The 17091-nt window shown below is 42.6% G+C and carries 14 protein-coding genes; 8 read left to right on the top strand and 6 right to left on the bottom strand.

Annotated elements, in window-relative coordinates; genetic code table 11:
- The first annotated feature begins 118 nt into the window (after positions 1-118).
- The 3 genes from WN50_RS23425 (at position 119) to WN50_RS23415 (ending at position 3478) form a co-directional block, all read left to right on the top strand.
- Positions 119-877 carry a choice-of-anchor W domain-containing protein gene (locus WN50_RS23425; RefSeq protein WP_046276994.1) on the top strand — a complete coding sequence of 253 codons (759 nt, stop codon included), beginning with the start codon at positions 119-121 and terminating at the stop codon, positions 875-877.
- Positions 878-1025: 148 nt separating this feature from the next.
- Positions 1026-2516 carry a hybrid sensor histidine kinase/response regulator gene (locus tag WN50_RS23420; RefSeq protein WP_046276993.1) on the top strand — a complete coding sequence of 497 codons (1491 nt, stop codon included), beginning with the start codon at positions 1026-1028 and terminating at the stop codon, positions 2514-2516.
- 83 nt (positions 2517-2599) lie between these two features.
- Entirely contained in the window at positions 2600-3478 is an 879-nt protein-coding gene (locus WN50_RS23415; RefSeq protein ID WP_425354837.1) for a tetratricopeptide repeat protein, read from the top strand.
- A gap of 150 nt (positions 3479-3628) precedes the next feature.
- Here the strand turns inward: WN50_RS23415 and WN50_RS23410 are convergent, their stop codons facing one another.
- Positions 3629-4033: a response regulator gene (locus WN50_RS23410; protein WP_046277003.1), complete on the bottom strand. Its 405-nt coding sequence runs from the start codon at positions 4031-4033 to the stop codon at positions 3629-3631.
- A 701-nt stretch (positions 4034-4734) separates the two neighbouring features.
- Between WN50_RS23410 and gyrA the strand changes: the two genes are divergently transcribed.
- From gyrA to WN50_RS23395, 3 genes are all read left to right on the top strand, one after another.
- Positions 4735-7293, top strand: coding sequence for a DNA topoisomerase (ATP-hydrolyzing) subunit A (gene gyrA, locus WN50_RS23405; RefSeq protein WP_046276991.1), 2559 nt, complete (start codon positions 4735-4737; stop codon positions 7291-7293).
- Positions 7294-7471: 178 nt separating this feature from the next.
- A complete protein-coding gene (locus tag WN50_RS23400) occupies positions 7472-8773 on the top strand; it encodes an ABC transporter ATP-binding protein (protein ID WP_046276990.1) in 1302 nt (433 codons plus the stop codon).
- A gap of 268 nt (positions 8774-9041) precedes the next feature.
- Positions 9042-10601, top strand: a complete 1560-nt coding sequence (locus WN50_RS23395) for an FAD-binding oxidoreductase/lyase (RefSeq protein WP_046276989.1) — start codon at positions 9042-9044, stop codon at positions 10599-10601.
- A gap of 75 nt (positions 10602-10676) precedes the next feature.
- Here WN50_RS23395 and psaK read toward each other — a convergent pair whose 3' ends face one another.
- Positions 10677-10937 (bottom strand): photosystem I reaction center subunit PsaK, encoded by a 261-nt coding sequence (psaK, locus tag WN50_RS23390; protein WP_082172536.1) that lies wholly within the window; start codon positions 10935-10937, stop codon positions 10677-10679.
- A gap of 145 nt (positions 10938-11082) precedes the next feature.
- Positions 11083-11766 carry a class I SAM-dependent methyltransferase gene (locus WN50_RS23385; RefSeq protein ID WP_046276988.1) on the bottom strand — a complete coding sequence of 228 codons (684 nt, stop codon included), beginning with the start codon at positions 11764-11766 and terminating at the stop codon, positions 11083-11085.
- 103 nt (positions 11767-11869) lie between these two features.
- On the opposite strand from WN50_RS23385, the gene hemH reads away from it, so the two are divergent.
- Complete coding sequence (gene hemH, locus WN50_RS23380; protein WP_046276987.1) at positions 11870-13033, top strand: ferrochelatase; 1164 nt, start codon at positions 11870-11872, stop codon at positions 13031-13033.
- A 10-nt stretch (positions 13034-13043) separates the two neighbouring features.
- On the opposite strand, the gene WN50_RS23375 is transcribed toward hemH, so the two are convergent.
- A complete protein-coding gene (locus WN50_RS23375) occupies positions 13044-13637 on the bottom strand; it encodes a DUF4126 domain-containing protein (protein ID WP_046276986.1) in 594 nt (197 codons plus the stop codon).
- A gap of 394 nt (positions 13638-14031) precedes the next feature.
- On the opposite strand from WN50_RS23375, the gene WN50_RS23370 reads away from it, so the two are divergent.
- Complete coding sequence (locus WN50_RS23370; RefSeq protein WP_046276985.1) at positions 14032-15318, top strand: Glu/Leu/Phe/Val family dehydrogenase; 1287 nt, start codon at positions 14032-14034, stop codon at positions 15316-15318.
- A gap of 13 nt (positions 15319-15331) precedes the next feature.
- Here the strand turns inward: WN50_RS23370 and WN50_RS23365 are convergent, their stop codons facing one another.
- Together WN50_RS23365 and WN50_RS34835 are read right to left on the bottom strand one after the other, a co-directional pair.
- Positions 15332-16231, bottom strand: a complete 900-nt coding sequence (locus WN50_RS23365; RefSeq protein ID WP_046276984.1) for a ChaN family lipoprotein — start codon at positions 16229-16231, stop codon at positions 15332-15334.
- Positions 16232-16378: 147 nt separating this feature from the next.
- The gene (locus WN50_RS34835) at positions 16379-16552 is read right to left on the bottom strand and encodes a hypothetical protein (RefSeq protein WP_160315433.1); all 174 of its coding nucleotides are present in this window, start codon (positions 16550-16552) and stop codon (positions 16379-16381) included.
- Positions 16553-17091: the final 539 nt, after the last annotated feature.

Genomic DNA, 17091 nt, shown 5'->3' with positions numbered 1-17091 from the left:
CTCGGAGGTGAAATATTCAAACCCTCTAAGATTGTGCAAAAATTAACGAAGGAGACGCGAATTTCTGAGTCTCAGTTAGCTAAACTTAAGTTTGAGGCGTTAACTTCAAACAAGTGCTATGATCACTGAAAATAAATTCATCGCGCTCTCCGCAACTTTGGGTTTAACTCTGGCGAATGTCGGGTTGACTCAAAGCGCTACCGCTCTACAGCTTGAACCTGTAACCTCTGTTCCATCGGACTGGACTTCGCTGGGATGGAAAGTAGAAGGACGAGCTGGAGTATTTGGAGGAGCAGACTATGAATGGGCGATTGGGCCAAATGGAGCGCAAGCTGATAATACAGGTCAAATCTATTGGGACTGGGAAAATGGGGTTGAGGTCAATTGGTTTCTGAATTGGGATGGGATAACTGCATCGTTTGGGGTGGAAAATCTTAACCCAGTTTCCTATTCGATATCACCCCATTCTCAGACTGTCTTTGAAGGCTTTTCTCTGTTAACGGTTGCTCAGACCGAAACAGGTTTTGTTGAAGCGGGAACTGAGATTAAACTTGCCGTTAATCAGGTGAATGGAATCGATGTTCAGGGCATTTTTAGCCAAAGTTTGGCACCAGAGAATGGAACAGATTTGAATGGATTTGCTTGGACAAGTGATACCTTGATTTCAAGTTTAGCAGGAACGGCTCGGATCAGTTGGAATCAACTCAATCCTAATCAAGCTCAAGCCCGTTCTCGATTAGATTTTCAAATCGTTGGATTTGATATCAATTCAACTCCCGCTAGTTCTATTCCTGAACCCTCTTCAATATTGGGCTTGTTGACCTTGGGAGTTTTAGGACTGAAACACCGATTTGACGAAAATAAAGCTAGAAAATAGCTGAATTGAAATCTCTGTTGAGTTCCTAGTTTGAACAGGGTTGCCAAATTGTTTGAACTAGGAATATACCGGAAAAAGAATAATGAGCTTTTTTACATTTACTTCTCAAAATCAATCAACTTTTGCGAATCTAAATTGAAGCAAATAGATGCAAACACCGACCATTCTTTGTGTAGATGATGAACTTTTTTTACTGAGAAGTTTAGCAGAAACACTCAAGCGAAAATTTGGAAAAAGTTACGCAGTCGAAGCTGCTGAAACGGCTGAAATCGCCTTAGAAATTATTGCAGAATTACAAGAAGAAAAAGTAGATATTCCCTTAATTATATCGGATCAAATCATGCCGGATATGAAGGGAGTTGATTTATTAATTCAAGTTTATCAAAGATCTCCTCAAACCCTACAAATTCTTCTCACCGGGAAAGCCAGCGTAGAAGATGTGGGAAAAGCGGTTAACTATGCAAATCTTTACCGATATATTAGTAAGCCTTGGGAAGAAAATGATTTGATTTTAACTGTTAGAGAAGCCCTGAGAAGCTATTATCAACAGCAAAAACTAGCTGAACAAAATAAAGCTTTGCATCAGTTAAATAGCTGTTTAGAACAAAAAGTAATAGAGCGAACGGCTGAACTTGAAAAAGCCAAAAAAATTGCTGAAATGGCGAATCAAGCTAAAAGTAATTTTTTCTCTTTTATGAGCCATGAACTCAGAACTCCACTCAATTCCATTTTAGGTTTTACTCAACTTTTAGCCGCCGATTCCAGTCTACAAGAAGAACACCGAAAAAATATTAAGATTGTTCATCGGAGTGGAGAACAACTGCTGACTCTGATTAATGATATTCTCGCCATATCTAGACTAGAAGCTAGTTTAATGACGTTGAATGAGCGTCAATTTGATTTACATCGGTTACTCGGCTTTATTAAAGAGATCTTGGAAGTTAAAGCTCAAGCGAAGAATTTACAATTAATTTTGGAGTGGAGTTCTAACTTACCGCAATATATTTATGCAGATGACGTTAAATTGCGTCATATTTTGCTTCATCTTGTTAGTAATGCCATCAAACTAACCGAAACAGGAATCATTACATTACGAGCAATTCCAACTCTAGTCTTGGATGAAAATTCAGAAAATATTACCCTGCATTTTGAAGTTGAAAATACGGGTTCAGAGATTAAGAATGAGTTTATTTCTCGTTTATTGTTCAACCCATTCCAATCAACTTTAAATGCTAACTTCAATGATGTTATCGACTTAAATTGGTCTATTTGTCACGAATTCATTAGAGTAATGGGGGGAGAATTAATAGCTCACTCGGGAGTCGGTAATGGCTCTATTTTGAGTTTTGATATTAATGTAAAAGTTGATCGCAAAAGAGAAAATACAGCTCCAGAATTGACCTCGAAAAAATATCAGGGTCAAGAAAACCTATGTACTCAAAGTTTAGCCGTGATGCCAGGAGCTTGGATCAAGGAACTTTATTACGCGGCGGCTCAATGTAGCGATCGCCAACTTCAATCGTTGATTGAGAAAATCCCCAGTGAGCATTCTAGCCTAGCCAAAGCTTTAAAAGATCTAGTGGAAAATTTCCAATTTGACGTCATCCTAGAACTGACGAATCCTTATGTCTATAAATAAGTCAAAACAGCATCAAAATTTTGCGGATTTCTCTAAGATGGTATAAGAATAAGAAGAAAACATTCAAAATCTGTTTCAAAGCCGTGCCAAATCGGACTTCCCTAATTTCCGTACTGATGAGTCTCAGTTTGTGGAGTGTCGCCAGTCCAGCCAACAGTCAAGCTCTGATCCCGTACACCCTACAACTCAACCCTGAACAACTCGAACAAACAGGCTTAGGCTTAATTGAAGAAGCAGCCCAACTGACTCGATTTCAGCAGTATCAATTGGCTCTCCCCAGAGCCGAATTAGCCACCCAGCTTGCTCCCAAGAGCTATCAGACTTGGGCATTGCTCGGTAGCCTCTATATTCAAGTCGAGCGCATTGACGAAGGAATAGCAGCCCTCCAGCAAGCGCAAACTCTCGATCCTGAAAATGCTCCCGTTAGATTTGTTTTGGGAGAAGCCTATTTTCGTCAAGGGGACTATCAAAAAGCAGTTGATCAAATTGAAGCGGGTTTAAAAGTTCGTTCTGATGTTCCGGGAGCTTTATTTGATTTAGGCAATGCTTATTATCGCTTAGGTCGCTACCCAGAAGCGATCGCCCAGTATGAAAAAGCATTTGCTCAGGAAAAAAATCTTTGGCCAGCAATTAATAATGTTGGCCTAGTCCGCTACGAGATGGGAGACATCAAAGGGGCAATTGAGAAATGGCAGCAAGCAATTTCCATCGATGAAAAAGCAGCAGAACCCCTGCTGGCGATGGCAGTGGCAATGTATACTCAAGGAAAACAGCAGGAAGGTTTAGCAATGGGACAAACCGCTCTGCAACTAGATGCTCGCTATGCGGATCTAGAATTTCTCAAGGAAAATCTTTGGGGTGATCGCTTACTCAATGATACTCAGAAGTTTCTTGGTACTCCTCAGATGCAAAAAACGATAGCCCAACTCAAAGATTCACCTACATCTGTGCCTCCCCAATAGCAAGGCGATCGGCATCGGAAAATTCCAGCAAACGGCGAGTCTGCCAATTAAACCTCTTGTGAAACAGCCTGATGGCTGTTCACAGAGATATCAGCATTGCTCGAGAGCAAAACCCTGGGGACACCAGGCCGCAGGTGAATTGTTTATGACTCAATCTTCATCGGCAATTAAGAGTGACTTAATTTTATCGACGAATTTCTGGTGATCAATCACAGGCTTAGAGATATAATCATCAGCACCGCTTTGAGCCAGGAAATCTTCGCGATCGCCGGCCATCGCATGAGCCGTGACCAGAATGATCGGCAGCTTGGCGGTTTGCGGATCATCTTTGAGCAATTGAGTAATTTTAATCCCATCCACCGCCTTGCCTTCATAAACACTGCGGGCCAGAGACACATCCATCAAGATCAAGTCAGCCTCTCCAGATTTAGCTATTTTTATTACCTCGTCAACGTTTTCTGTATGCTTAACAGCCAGCCCGCCCCGTTTAGTCAGGATTTTAGAAAAAACACGGGCATTAACCGGATCGTCTTCTACAATCAGAACGGTCTTCATCTGAGTCTCCCGGTGGACAAACTCTCCGATAAATGAATGATGTGCCATCATATTATGTCCTTTTGGAACAAAGAAGAACAGTTTAACCTCAAAATCAATTGAGAATTTCGCTCTTATCTGGGTTGACTGTGACCTTTAAGCCGCCTTAGTTGAGTGATCAGGCGATTATTTTAGATCTACAGGACAGGGCGAACCCCTTCCAAATTTTTGACATGATAGTTGACAGCACTTTAGGTCTTGCTTGATCTTAGAGTAAACGACTTGATCTGACAAAACGAATTGTCCCCAGTCGTTTTCCACTGCGCAAGCCAACTTGATCCAGTCTCAACGGTCAGTTCTTAACCCCGAATGGGGGCTAGTCAGATCGCACAACCGGACTGTGATCACTGACAGGATTAACCCTGAACAGTCTAACGAAAAATGCTTCAAGTGGCTGAAAAGATTTTCAGCAACCGTATCGGATCTCAAAATGTGATCGGCGTTTTCAACTTCTCTAACCTCCAATTGATCATCAGTCTGAACCCCTAAGCTAACTTGATTGGTGAGCTGAAATTTTCAGATCTCGATGTCCAGACTCCATAATAGGGAAACAGAGTGCTGTAAGCATTCAGTCTTCAATCCCTTCTTTGAATTCAATTTGTGTCTAGACGCGCTCTATAGCAAGTCTCTACCAACGCTAAACTCTCAACTTGATCTTCCTCATGGCTAGACAATTAAACCTACTCTCCGGGCAAGTAATCCCCACTCCCCTCCATACTGAGATGCAACAGTCGTATCTCGAATACGCCATGAGTGTGATCGTGGGGCGAGCGTTGCCGGATGTCCGCGATGGATTGAAACCTGTTCACCGCCGAATTTTGTACGCCATGCACGAGTTGGGTTTGACACCGGATCGCCCCTATCGTAAATGTGCCAGAGTCGTGGGAGATGTTTTGGGTAAATACCATCCTCACGGCGATCAATCGGTGTACGATGCCTTAGTCCGATTGGTGCAAGAGTTTTCCAGTCGTTATCCTCTACTGGCTGGACATGGCAATTTTGGATCTGTGGATAATGATCCCCCTGCGGCGATGCGTTACACGGAAACTCGCCTCGCACCCATTGGAAATGAAGGCTTACTAACCCAAGTCGGGGAAGCGACAGTTGATTTTATCAGTAATTTTGACAACTCCCAACAAGAACCGACGGTTTTACCCGCTCAGTTGCCTTTCTTACTCCTCAACGGCAGTTCGGGAATTGCGGTGGGAATGGCAACGAATATTCCCCCCCACAATTTGGGTGAAGTGGTTGATGGTTTGGTGGCTTTAATTGATCATCCTGATCTTCCGGATCAAGAATTGAGGTCGATTATTCCGGCTCCTGACTTTCCGACGGGCGGCGAAATTGTTAGCACAGAGGGCATTGTAGAAGCCTACAGCCAGGGACGGGGCAGTATTGTGATCCGGGGGGTGGCAAAAATTGAACAGGTGCCTACCGCTCAACGACGTCGCACTAAAACAGCGATTGTGGTGACTGAATTACCCTTTCAGGTGAATAAAGCCAGTTGGATTGAGAAAATGGCAAGCTTGGTGAATGCCGGACGCTTGGAAGGGATTTCTGATATCCGCGATGAGAGCGATCGCGATGGCATTCGAGTCGTGATTGAACTGAAGCGGGAAGCCTCTCCCCAAGTGGTCTTACACCACCTCTACCAACAAACAGAATTGATGTCAAAATTTGGGGCGATTTTTCTGGCGTTGGTAGACGGACAACCCCGCCAGTTGAGCCTCAAACAAATTTTACAAGAATTCCTCAATTTTCGCGAACACACCCTCATTCGTCAGTATACTCACGAGTTAGATGCCTCTGTTCGCCGTTGTCACATCGTTGAGGGTTTGCTGAATGCCTTGGGAAATTTAGACGCAGTGGTTGATATTTTGCGAAATGCTCCCGATGGTGGAACCGCAAAAATCAACCTCGAACGTGATTTACAGATGAGTGAAGCCCAAGCGGATGCGATTTTAGCGATGCCGATGCGACGCTTAACGGGTTTGGAACGACAAAAGTTACAGGATGAGTTTGATGAACTCAGCGAACAAATTCGACAATTGCGACGGTTACTCGATGAACGTCCTGAACTCCTGAAATCGTTGAAAAAAGAATTGCGATCGCTCAAGCGGAAATACAACGATCCCCGACGAACTCGCATTATTGTTCAAGATGCTGAAGATCAACAAGAACAACCCCAGAGCAGCACTCGTACTCAACCGTCTAAATCTAAAACTCGTCCTTCTACGGAAATTTTACAACCCCTCGCCCCGGCCGAGGAAGAAACTGTTCTGGAATTTACCCATCGCGGTTATGTACGACGTCTACCTGCGAAAACCGTAGACTCTAAAAGCCGCAGTAAAACGGATACGTCTGATGTCACCGTTGAGGAAAATGATGATTTTATTGTCAGCAGCTATTTGACCACAACAGGTCAAAATTTAGCCATTCTGACTCGCACCGGGAAGGCTTATCCGCTCAATGTTGGTGAAATTCCCACGACTTCTAATCGTTCACGGGGAACGCCATTAATTACGTTACTCCCAACCTCGGCGACTAAAGATGGATTTCGCAGTCTTCAAGAATTAATTTTGGCACCTTTTATCTGGGCTGAACATCCTGACAAAACGGATTTAATTTTGCTAACACAACAGGGGAAAATTAAGCGATTGTCTCTGTCGGAGTTCCTGGATTTCACCAATCGGGGTATTACAATTATCAAGTTGAAGGATCAAGATGAACTGGGTTATGTCAATTTGACTCGACCAGGGGAACGGGTGGTGTTGGCGACATCGGGAGGACGATTATTGAGTTTACCGATTAATGATGAACAGTTACCGACGATGGGACGTACCGCTCAAGGCTCCCAGGCTACTCGTTTACGCAAACAAGAACAGTTGGTCAGTTGTGTCACTGTTTCTGCGAAGGGGAGTTTATTATTGGTTTCGCAACTGGGGTTTGCTAAACGGATCTCGATGGAACGGGTTCGTCCAACGACTCGCGGTTCTATTGGGACTCAGATGTTCCAGTTTAGGGGTCAAAGGGATGCGTTAGCCGGGATGGTATCAGTAAATCCCAATCAACAGGCTTATTTGTTGACCAATGAAAATCGTGTTTTGCGTTTTGCGATCAATGAACTCAGGCTTCAAGATCAAGATGCAATGGGCGATCGCTTATTTGAATTGAATTCGGGAGAAAAAATTATTGGGGTTCGTTCTGGAGTGATGGGTTAATTGTTCAATTGCAGCAGATCTCAAAACAGCTAAGAGGCCAGAGACAAAATGACTAATAACTGTTAAGGGCGGGTTTATGTCAGTTATTTGTGGCAAACATAGATTTTGGTGGAACCCGCCCCTACGCTCACTGATTACTGCATAACTGATCACTGTAAAGGCTGTGGGTGTTTAACAGATGGCGCAGGTTGTCTTAGAAAATATTTATAAAACGTTTTCTCCTTCTGTCTCGGTGCAACACAGGAGCGACGTTGATGAGCGAGAACCTCAACCCCGTGAGGTTTTAATGTCTCCTCAGACGGTTTTGCGGCGGATTAACTTGACGGTGCATGATGGTGAGTTTATGGTGTTGGTGGGGCCGTCTGGTTGTGGAAAAAGCACGTTATTACGGTTGATTGCGGGGTTAGAATCTCTCACGGGTGGCAATATTTGGATCAAAGAAACTTTGGTGAATGATTTGCCGCCAAAAGCTCGAGATATTGCGATGGTTTTCCAAAATTACGCGCTTTATCCTCATTTGAAGGTTTATGATAATTTAGCCTTTGGACTGCGACGGATGAGCGACGAGTTCGTTGAAGACAAACAACCTGTTAATTTAACCGAGGATTTTCCGGTGATTTTGCGATCGCTCGGTGAGGATTTATTAGGGGCGATGACGCGATCGCTTAAACCCCGTTTACGTTATCTTTCGGCGCGTGAAAAGGCGATAGCGGCTCAAGTGTTGGCGGTGGCTCGATTATTGCAGATTGAATCCCTTTTGGAGCGATACCCGAAACAACTTTCGGGCGGTCAAAAGCAACGGGTGGCTTTAGGACGGGCGATGGCGCGTAATCCCCAGGTTTTTTTGATGGATGAACCGTTGTCTAATTTGGATGCTAAACTGCGGACGGAAACTCGCGCTCAAATTGTCGAGTTGCAGCGTCAATTAGGGACGACGACGATTTATGTGACTCACGATCAAACGGAAGCGATGACGATGGGTTCTCGAATTGCGGTGATGAACCGAGGACAAATTCAACAGGTGGCAAAACCTCTAGAGTTATATCATCGTCCGGCGAATCGATTTGTTGCCGAATTTATTGGTTCTCCGCCGATGAATTTTTTAAGGGTTCAGTTTTCAGCCCCATTGTTGATTGTGCATCCTTTGTTTCGTCTGACTTTACCGGAGCGTTGGGGATTTAATCTTAAAGCTTTTGAGGGTCAATCGTTAATTTTGGGAGTGCGACCTGAACATTTGAAAATCAGTTGCGCCGCCCCGAAAAATCTACCTGTTCAGATCGAACGAATTGAGATTTTAGGACATGAAACGCTGTTATCGGTTCGTCTGGATTCCCGAGAAGAGACTGCTTTTTCTCCCCTACAATTGCGAGTTCCGGGGGAGGTGAAAGTGAGTCTGGGAGAGAAGATTTGGATCGCCATCACGATTGACCAAATTCACTTGTTTGATCCTGAAACAGAACAGTCGATTTTCCCCCGCTAGTTCCCTATACAGAGAGGTTGAACTGACAAGCAGCTTTAATAAATATAAATTGCTTCTGAGTAGGATAGGTATTGTCTATTCTACTTTTTTGTGACTCGCGATCGCCATCACTGCAAAATCTTCTATCCTAGTAATAGCAGTCGAAGCCTTTGATTAGGACAGTGTTTTTCTGTCAAATCCTTTTATGATAAAGGTTTCAATTCTGTCTCCAGTCTCGGTGTCTCCTGTCTCCTGACTTCTGCTATAATAGTGTATTATTCCAACTTCTATGTCTCTAACTGAAGAAATTCTCACTCAAATTCCGGGAAATCCCCTCAACGGACTGCGAAATGCAGACAATCTCTGGAACTCGCTGAAAAACAATCAACTTCCCATTCCCCAAACGGTTAAACGCAATTCTGAACCCCTCGGAACTATCGATTATGATCTGGCAATTTGTGGCGGAACATTGGGCATTTTAATCGGCGCTTCGTTGGCGAGTCGGGGTTGGCGAGTGGCGTTAATTGAACGGGGAATCTTAAAAGGACGAGAACAAGAATGGAATATTTCTCGTCAAGAATTAGATGTTTTTTTAGAGTTAAATCTACTTTCACCTGATGAATTAAATCAAGCTATTTCTACCGAATATAATCCCGCTCGTTTGAGTTTTCCGAATAGTCCTGATATTTGGGTAAAAGATGTTCTGAATATTGGGGTTGACCCCGTTTATTTACTGGAAACCCTCAAAATTCGTTTTCTAGAAGCTGGCGGTAAACTATTTGAAAATACGGTTTATGAAGCCGCAACGGTTCATCCGAATGGGGTTCAAATTACTGCTAAACAAGATGAATCCCAACTCAATATTAACACCCGATTATTATTAGATGCAATGGGGCATTTTTCGCCAATTGTTCGACAAGCAAGACAAGGGGAAAAACCCGATGCGGTATGTTTAGTTGTGGGAACTTGTGCAACCGGATATTCTAACAATGAAACGGGGGATATTTTCGCCTCGTTCACGGCTTTGGAAAATCAATGTCAATATTTTTGGGAAGCTTTTCCCGCCAAAGATGGACGCACAACTTATTTATTTACCTACATAGATGCTCATCCTGAACGATTTAGTTTAGAATTCTTTTTTGAAGAATATTTACGCTTGTTACCCGAATATCAACACATTGAACTCCATCAACTCACATTTAAACGGGCTTTATTTGGCTTTTTCCCCTGTTATAAAAATAGTCCGTTAAAAACACCTTGGGATAGAATACTTCCGGTTGGAGATAGTAGTGCGAGTCAATCTCCTTTAAGTTTTGGCGGCTTTGGTTCAATGGTGCGTCATTTAAAACGATTAACAGTGGGAATTGAAGAGGCTTTAAAAACCGAATGTCTCGATCAAAATGCGTTAACTTTGTTGCAACCCTATCAACCCAGTTTGTCTGTAACTTGGCTGTTTCAACGTTCGATGAGTGTGGGCGTTCATCAAACGATTAACCCCGATACCATTAACAATCTATTAGCCGCAGTATTTCAAGAAATGGAACAATTAGGCGATGGGGTTCTCAAACCTTTTTTACAAGATGTTGTGCAGTTTTTCCCCTTAGCCAAAACCTTGTTTAAAACCAGTATTTCTCATCCTGATATTGTATTTAAAGTGATTCCACAAGTGGGGTTAACGCCTTTATTAGAGTGGACTGTTCACTATTTTAACTTAGGGGCTTATACTGCGTTATTTTCACTGGGAAAAAACCGAGAACCTTCGATTAAAAACTTATCACCCATCCAGCAATATTACTATCATCGTTGGTTAGAAGCTTGGAAATATGGTTCAGGTCAAGATTATCATTAAAATAAAAACAGAAACCCCAAACAGAAACCCGGTTTCTCAAAGAAACCGGGTTTCTAGAGTAGAGTCAAATCAAATCTAAAGAGTACCGACGTTTGCGAGTCCAAGAATCACACCCGCACCAACAATATGACCTAAACAAGCTGTCCCAATTAATGCAGCTAAACTCATGCCTAAAAAGGTGTTAGGTGCAGGGCCAACATTAGGCTTTTGAATCACAAATTTACCAACCGCAAACATTACAATATTGCAGATAATCATCACAATTGCCGTCTTGGGACTCCAAGAAACAGTCGTGACGGTGTTTGCTGTAGCGGCGATTAATTCTGAGTAAATCAATTGACTTTCTCCTTTGTTTTTAGAGGTTTACAAAATCGGATTAAGAATCTTAGTTTCCATTTAGTATCACGAACTTGGCAAGCAAAACAGTTCTTGTTGCAATCCTTAATATTTTCCCCGGATTCAGTTAACTGAATTTAAGGAATCACTCCCGAGAGAGATATCCGTTCACGCCAGGCTTCTGAACTTGAATCACCTGAAGACTACCCCCGGCACAAAGCCGTTGTTGGGGAAAATCAGCCCCCTGCGCTTCCGATAAATTGGCCCGAAACCCCACTTCAGACAGTAACGCCATCAAATCTGTTTGTAACAATTGCCAAGCCGTTTCCGTTTCAAACAGCCACAAAAACAGGGCAATTCCTGGCCAAAATAATGGGTTATTAGGGCGATGAAAATCAACCAAGGTAAACACCCCTCCTGGCTTGAGAACCCGATAGACTTCCTCTAAAATTTGCCGAAGCTGAACCGGGTTCATTTCATGTAAAGCCGCACTGGTATGAACCAGATCAAATTGATCATCAGCAAAGGGCATTTTTTCAGCAAAAGCTTCCACATATTCAGCCGTAGGAACATTGTGTTTAGCGCGTTTTAATGATAAAGGAGAGGCATCCAACCCCACAACATTTTGAGAATGTTGAACCAAAACCTCGGTTGCCTGTCCACTCCCACAACATAAATCCAAGACCTTCGTGTTAGGATTGATAGACAATCCTTCCAATGCCAATCGCCGAAAACGGGCTTCTCCTCCCACACTCAAGGCAGCCAGACCCGAGATCGTATCGTAAAGCCATTGATAACGGTAGCTGAGACTTCTTAAAATTGTTGCCATATCTAAAATATTTGCATTTTTTCACTATCGACTTTGCCCCAATATCAGGCTACTATCATTAAAATAGGTAACAAAGATTAAAAATTGGGGATCACAAACCGCTATGGGACGAGTCGGAGTTTTACTGTTAAATCTGGGCGGGCCAGAGCAACTAGAAGATGTCCGCCCCTTTTTGTATAACCTATTTTCCGATCCGGAAATCATTCGTCTGCCCTTTCGTTGGTTGCAGCGACCCCTGGCTTGGTTAATCTCGACCTTGCGTTACAGCAAATCTCAAGAAAACTATAAAGCGATTGGCGGGGGTTCACCCCTGCGACGCATTACGGAAGAACAAGCTGTCGCCCTTGAGGAAAAGTTACAACAAAAAGGGCATGATGTTCAAATTTATGTGGGAATGCGTTACTGGCATCCCTTCACCGAAGAAGCGCTCGTCAGAATCAAGCGAGACCAAGTTGAACAACTGGTGATTTTACCTTTGTATCCCCAATTTTCGATCAGTACCAGTGGTTCTAGCTTCAGACTGTTAGAACGACTTTGGTCTGAAGATCCGGCTCTGCAAAAAATTAATTATACAGTGATTCCCTCTTGGTATGATCGACCGGGCTATTTACAGGCGATGAGTCAATTAATCGCTGAAGAACTTGATCACTGTCAAGATTCTGAACACATTCATCTATTTTTCAGCGCTCACGGGGTACCCGTCAATTACGTTGAAGAAGCGGGTGATCCCTACCAGACTGAAATCGAAAACTGTACGCGGTTAATCATGCAAACCCTCAATCGTCCAAACCCTCATACTCTGGCTTATCAGAGTCGAGTAGGCCCGGTTGAGTGGCTCAAACCCTACACCGAAGAAGCCATCCCTGAACTCGCTCAACAAGGGGTAGAAAACCTGATGGTGGTTCCCATTAGCTTCGTGTCTGAACATATCGAAACTCTCGAAGAAATTGACATGGAGTATCGTCATCTGGCGGTCGAATCTGGAATTAAAAACTTTTATCGGGTTCCGGCACTCAATACCCATCCGGTTTTTATCGAAGATTTAGCCGATATGGTGATTGAAGCCTTAGACGGACCTCAAATTACATTTGCTGAAGTTACTCATCCCCCTAAAAAAACAAAAATGTACCCCCAAGAACGTTGGGAATGGGGAATGACAACCGCCGCCGAAGTTTGGAATGGGCGTTTGGCAATGATTGGGATTGTTGCCGTTGTAGTTGAATTAATTACAGGTCACGGCCCCTTGCATTTAGTCGGTTTACTCTAAACGCTGTGGCTTAATCAGGATTGCGTTTGTGACGACGGGGACGATGGCGTTGTTTGGGTGAGGCTTGGGCGGTGTACCATTGATACCATTCTTTGGAACTGCGAATCGCTAACCACAACAGCAATAGGGCAATTAATCCTCCCTGTTGTGGCGCGTCAAAGGCAAATACGACCAGGGAAATGCAGAGAAGATCTTGAAAAAAAATCGCCCAAATCGGTAAACCTCGCAAACGGTAAAACCATCCGACTTGTACCAGTTGCAAGACTAACGCCAATAAACCCCCCGTTACTCCAATTAACCCCACTAGCCATCCGGGAACCTCTGTGGCTTGGGCGATCGCAGTTCCCATAATCGCCCCCACAAACGGACTACAAACAAGCTGAATCAAGTTTAAAACTCGCTGTCCGAGTACATTTTTAGAGGCGAACAGTTCAAACAGCGACCAACTGACTAATACTCCCACTACCCACTGGGGAGAGAAACGAGACAAAAAAGGAACACGCTCCCACAAATCCGTTTGCAGTAAACCAATTAAAAGTAAGGGTAAAGCAATTCTCATCCCTGCGGCTGCTGATGCAGACAGAGCAGCCAGGAGTTCTATCATAATGGGATCTAGGTAAGTAGTGGATCATCATTTCGGATGAGAGACAACCAGAATTTTATAATCAGAATATCCTTAAGTTGAAAAAACCGGATTCGGATCATCTAAACGAACCGACTTTGGGTAAATTCCTTAATCCAATTTTACATATTCTGCTCAAATTGTGCTAGATCTTGTTCAATAAAAAATGAAAAGAATATCTAAAATCTTAGTTAAAGTTTATCCGACAATTAAAATACACATCGGGGTTAACTTGTCAAACCAGATGTTTCTACAGACAGACTTTGTTGATCTCCCTTAATTTTCATTGCAAGATTATTAAATAGAATCAAGACTCAAACAAACTGGCAACTGCCATGATATGAGTTAAACCATAGAGTTTTGTTAATCTTCAACCATGTCTGACTCTTTATTTGCAGATGCCAGCCAAAGACTCGAAGGCGCTTTAAACTACGTTTCCCTTTCCGAAGATACTATCGAACGGCTGAAATATCCTAAATCAAGTTTAATCGTTTCCATTCCCGTTCGCATGGATAACGGCTCACTGAAAATTTTTCCAGGTTATCGAGTGCGGTATGATGACACCAGAGGGCCGACCAAAGGAGGGGTGAGATACTATCCGACAGTTTCCCTTGATGAAGTCACCTCTTTAGCCTTTTGGATGACCTTTAAATGTGCGGTTTTAAGCTTACCGTTTGGGGGTGCGAAAGGCGGAATTACGGTTAATCCGAAAGAACTTTCAAAACTCGAATTAGAACGCTTGAGTCGCGGATATGTCGATGCGATCGCCGATTTTATTGGCCCAGATATTGATATTCCCGCGCCGGATGTTTACACCAACCCAATGATTATGGGCTGGATGATGGATCAATATAGCATCATTCGTCGTCAACTTTGTCCGGGTGTTGTTACCGGGAAACCCATTGCATTAGGGGGAAGTTTAGGACGAGATACAGCAACCGCAATGGGGGCTTTTTTTGTAATCGAAATAATTCTGGCAAAATTGAGTCAATTTCCCCCTAATACTAAAGTTGCTGTTCAAGGCTTTGGAAATGCAGGCGCAACTCTCGCCCAACTCCTCGCCCAAGCCGGATATAAAGTCGTTGCAGTCAGTGATTCTCAAGGGGGAATTTATTCTAAAAACGGCTTAGATATTCCCAGTGTTCAACAGTTTAAAGAATCCAATAAAAGCGTTAAAGCCGTTTATTGTGAAGGAACAGTTTGTAATATTGTTGAACATGATGTGATTAGCAATGAAGAACTTTTAACCTTAGATGTTGATGTTTTGATTCCGGCTGCTTTAGAAAATCAAATCACCTCTGAAAATGCCAAAGACATTCAAGCAAAATATATTTTTGAAGTGGCAAACGGCCCAACCACTTCAGAAGCAGATCGGATTTTAGAAGAACGAGGAATTAAAGTGATTCCTGATATTTTAGTCAATGCAGGAGGTGTAACCGTTAGTTATTTTGAGTGGGTGCAAAATCGGGCTGGGTTGTATTGGACACTCCAAGAAGTGAATCATCGTCTCAAACAAAAAATGATAGCTGAAACTGAAGAAATTTGGCGTATTTCTCAAGAACTTGCGATTTCCATGCGAACGGCTGCCTATGTTCATGGGTTAAATCGCTTAGGAGAAGCGATGAATGCCAAAGGAAACCGAGATTTTTATGTTAAAAACTAACTCGATTTTGCCTTTATTCCACTAACCAAATATAGTCAGCAATCGGAGTTTTATTAGAAACAGATTCTTCGGTTGTCGTTGAAAAAATAACCGAACGCTGAACTAAATTGCGATCGCTTAATCGCCGTTCAACTCGACTTGGAATTCCGTAGTTATAGATAATATGACCTTTTCCCACTAAAACAATCACTTGAGATTTGGGATGATTCTTGAGATATTTTGCAATGGTTTCAGCCATCGTTTCATCCCAAAGCACTTGAGCTAAAAAGAAGTTTTCAAAAGCTGCACTATTTCCTTGTCCGTGATGATGTTGTTGATAAATTTCTTGCAGCATTTGCCGATATTCAGCGTTATCGGTGCGAATTTCGCTCAGAGGCGGAATATAGCGTTTATCTTCATCTGTTAAGCTTCCTAAGCCTTCTTTTGCCACCTTACGGGTGACTTCACTGGGAGTATTTAAAGCTAAAACTGGAATATTATTTTGCCGCGCAAACCGCAAAATTTCAGCATAATTTTGCCAGGGAAAACCCCAACGTTGCAAATATTGACTTTTCTCAATTAACTCCGTTTCGCTGATTGAACCTGCGATATATTGATCTAAAACTTCTTGATAGGGACGCTGAAACATTTCCAGCCCAATGACGATTTGAGAATTTTTATGGTATAATGCCTTGATAATATTGAGTTGGGCAAGATGATCCTTGAGTTGATCGTGAGTTTCTCCTAAGTACACAACATCCGCACTTTTGAGATTTTGCAAGATCCTCTGTTGGGAAGAAGTGACGGCATATAGGGCGGGAGAATCGAAAAATCGATCTAAATTGTTTAGATATTCTGCCCCTGTAGGGGGTGTACACCATAGAAAGAATCCCAGTGACCATGTAAAAACCTTTGCAACGGCAACTTTATTCATGTTAGAAGAACTCAATGCTAGGAATTTTCAACCGACAAAAAAACTCTAGCGTTATTAACCGCCAGAGATCAAACTTTGTCAAAATTTTTTTAGGAGTTCTGTTTTTAGAGCGAATGCGTTTTACAGTTCAGAAGTGTCTAGATGAGTTTAGTCTACTTTTTCCTGAGCCTGCTGCCATAGTTTAGGTGTTACCGTAAAATTTCCTCGCAATGCCGCGATTAACTGGGGTTTTACCGCTTTAGCCCAACGTTCAAAGTTAAATTCCTCACAGGCGATGTCGAGGAGGAGATCTTGAGACTGATTTTTGGTAGTGTTGTTCATACCCTGCCTTTAATGTGAAATGACTCGTTATACAATGGTGACAATTGAGATGATTGTCTAAGGTGCAAAAATAGCAACTTGGAGTTTTGTCCGTTTCTCGGAGTTTAACCCCGGGTTTTCTGTCCCAGACCAAAGCATTCCCTTGGAGTGTCACCCCTTGACTGACTGATAATATCTTCTCGAAAATTCAGTCAGAATTCAAGATGATCATTCAATGCTTGAATGAGATTGATGCAGTTTTTGAATTGTCTCACTCCCCCCAGATCAATCTTAAGCGAAAATTAAAAATTTATGAAAAAATTTGGGGAGCCAACTTGAAGTCGAGTTTTCGATGAGTAAAATGTAGCTTTTGATCAGTTGTCGTCAGACTCCGCGCAATGTCTAGAAGCGTTAGTCAGAACTGTCATTGATCACTTAAAATGGTCTAGATAACTTGAGGTGATTTTTCTCGATCTATCGAAAAATAGCTATCCTAGAGATTATAACAGTTGAGGCTCAGAATCAATTATAAACTTTTTAAATTTTATATGATCGTCTAT

The sequence above is a fragment of the Limnoraphis robusta CS-951 genome (genome assembly GCF_000972705.2).
This window is presented reverse-complemented; position numbering and strand designations above follow the sequence as displayed.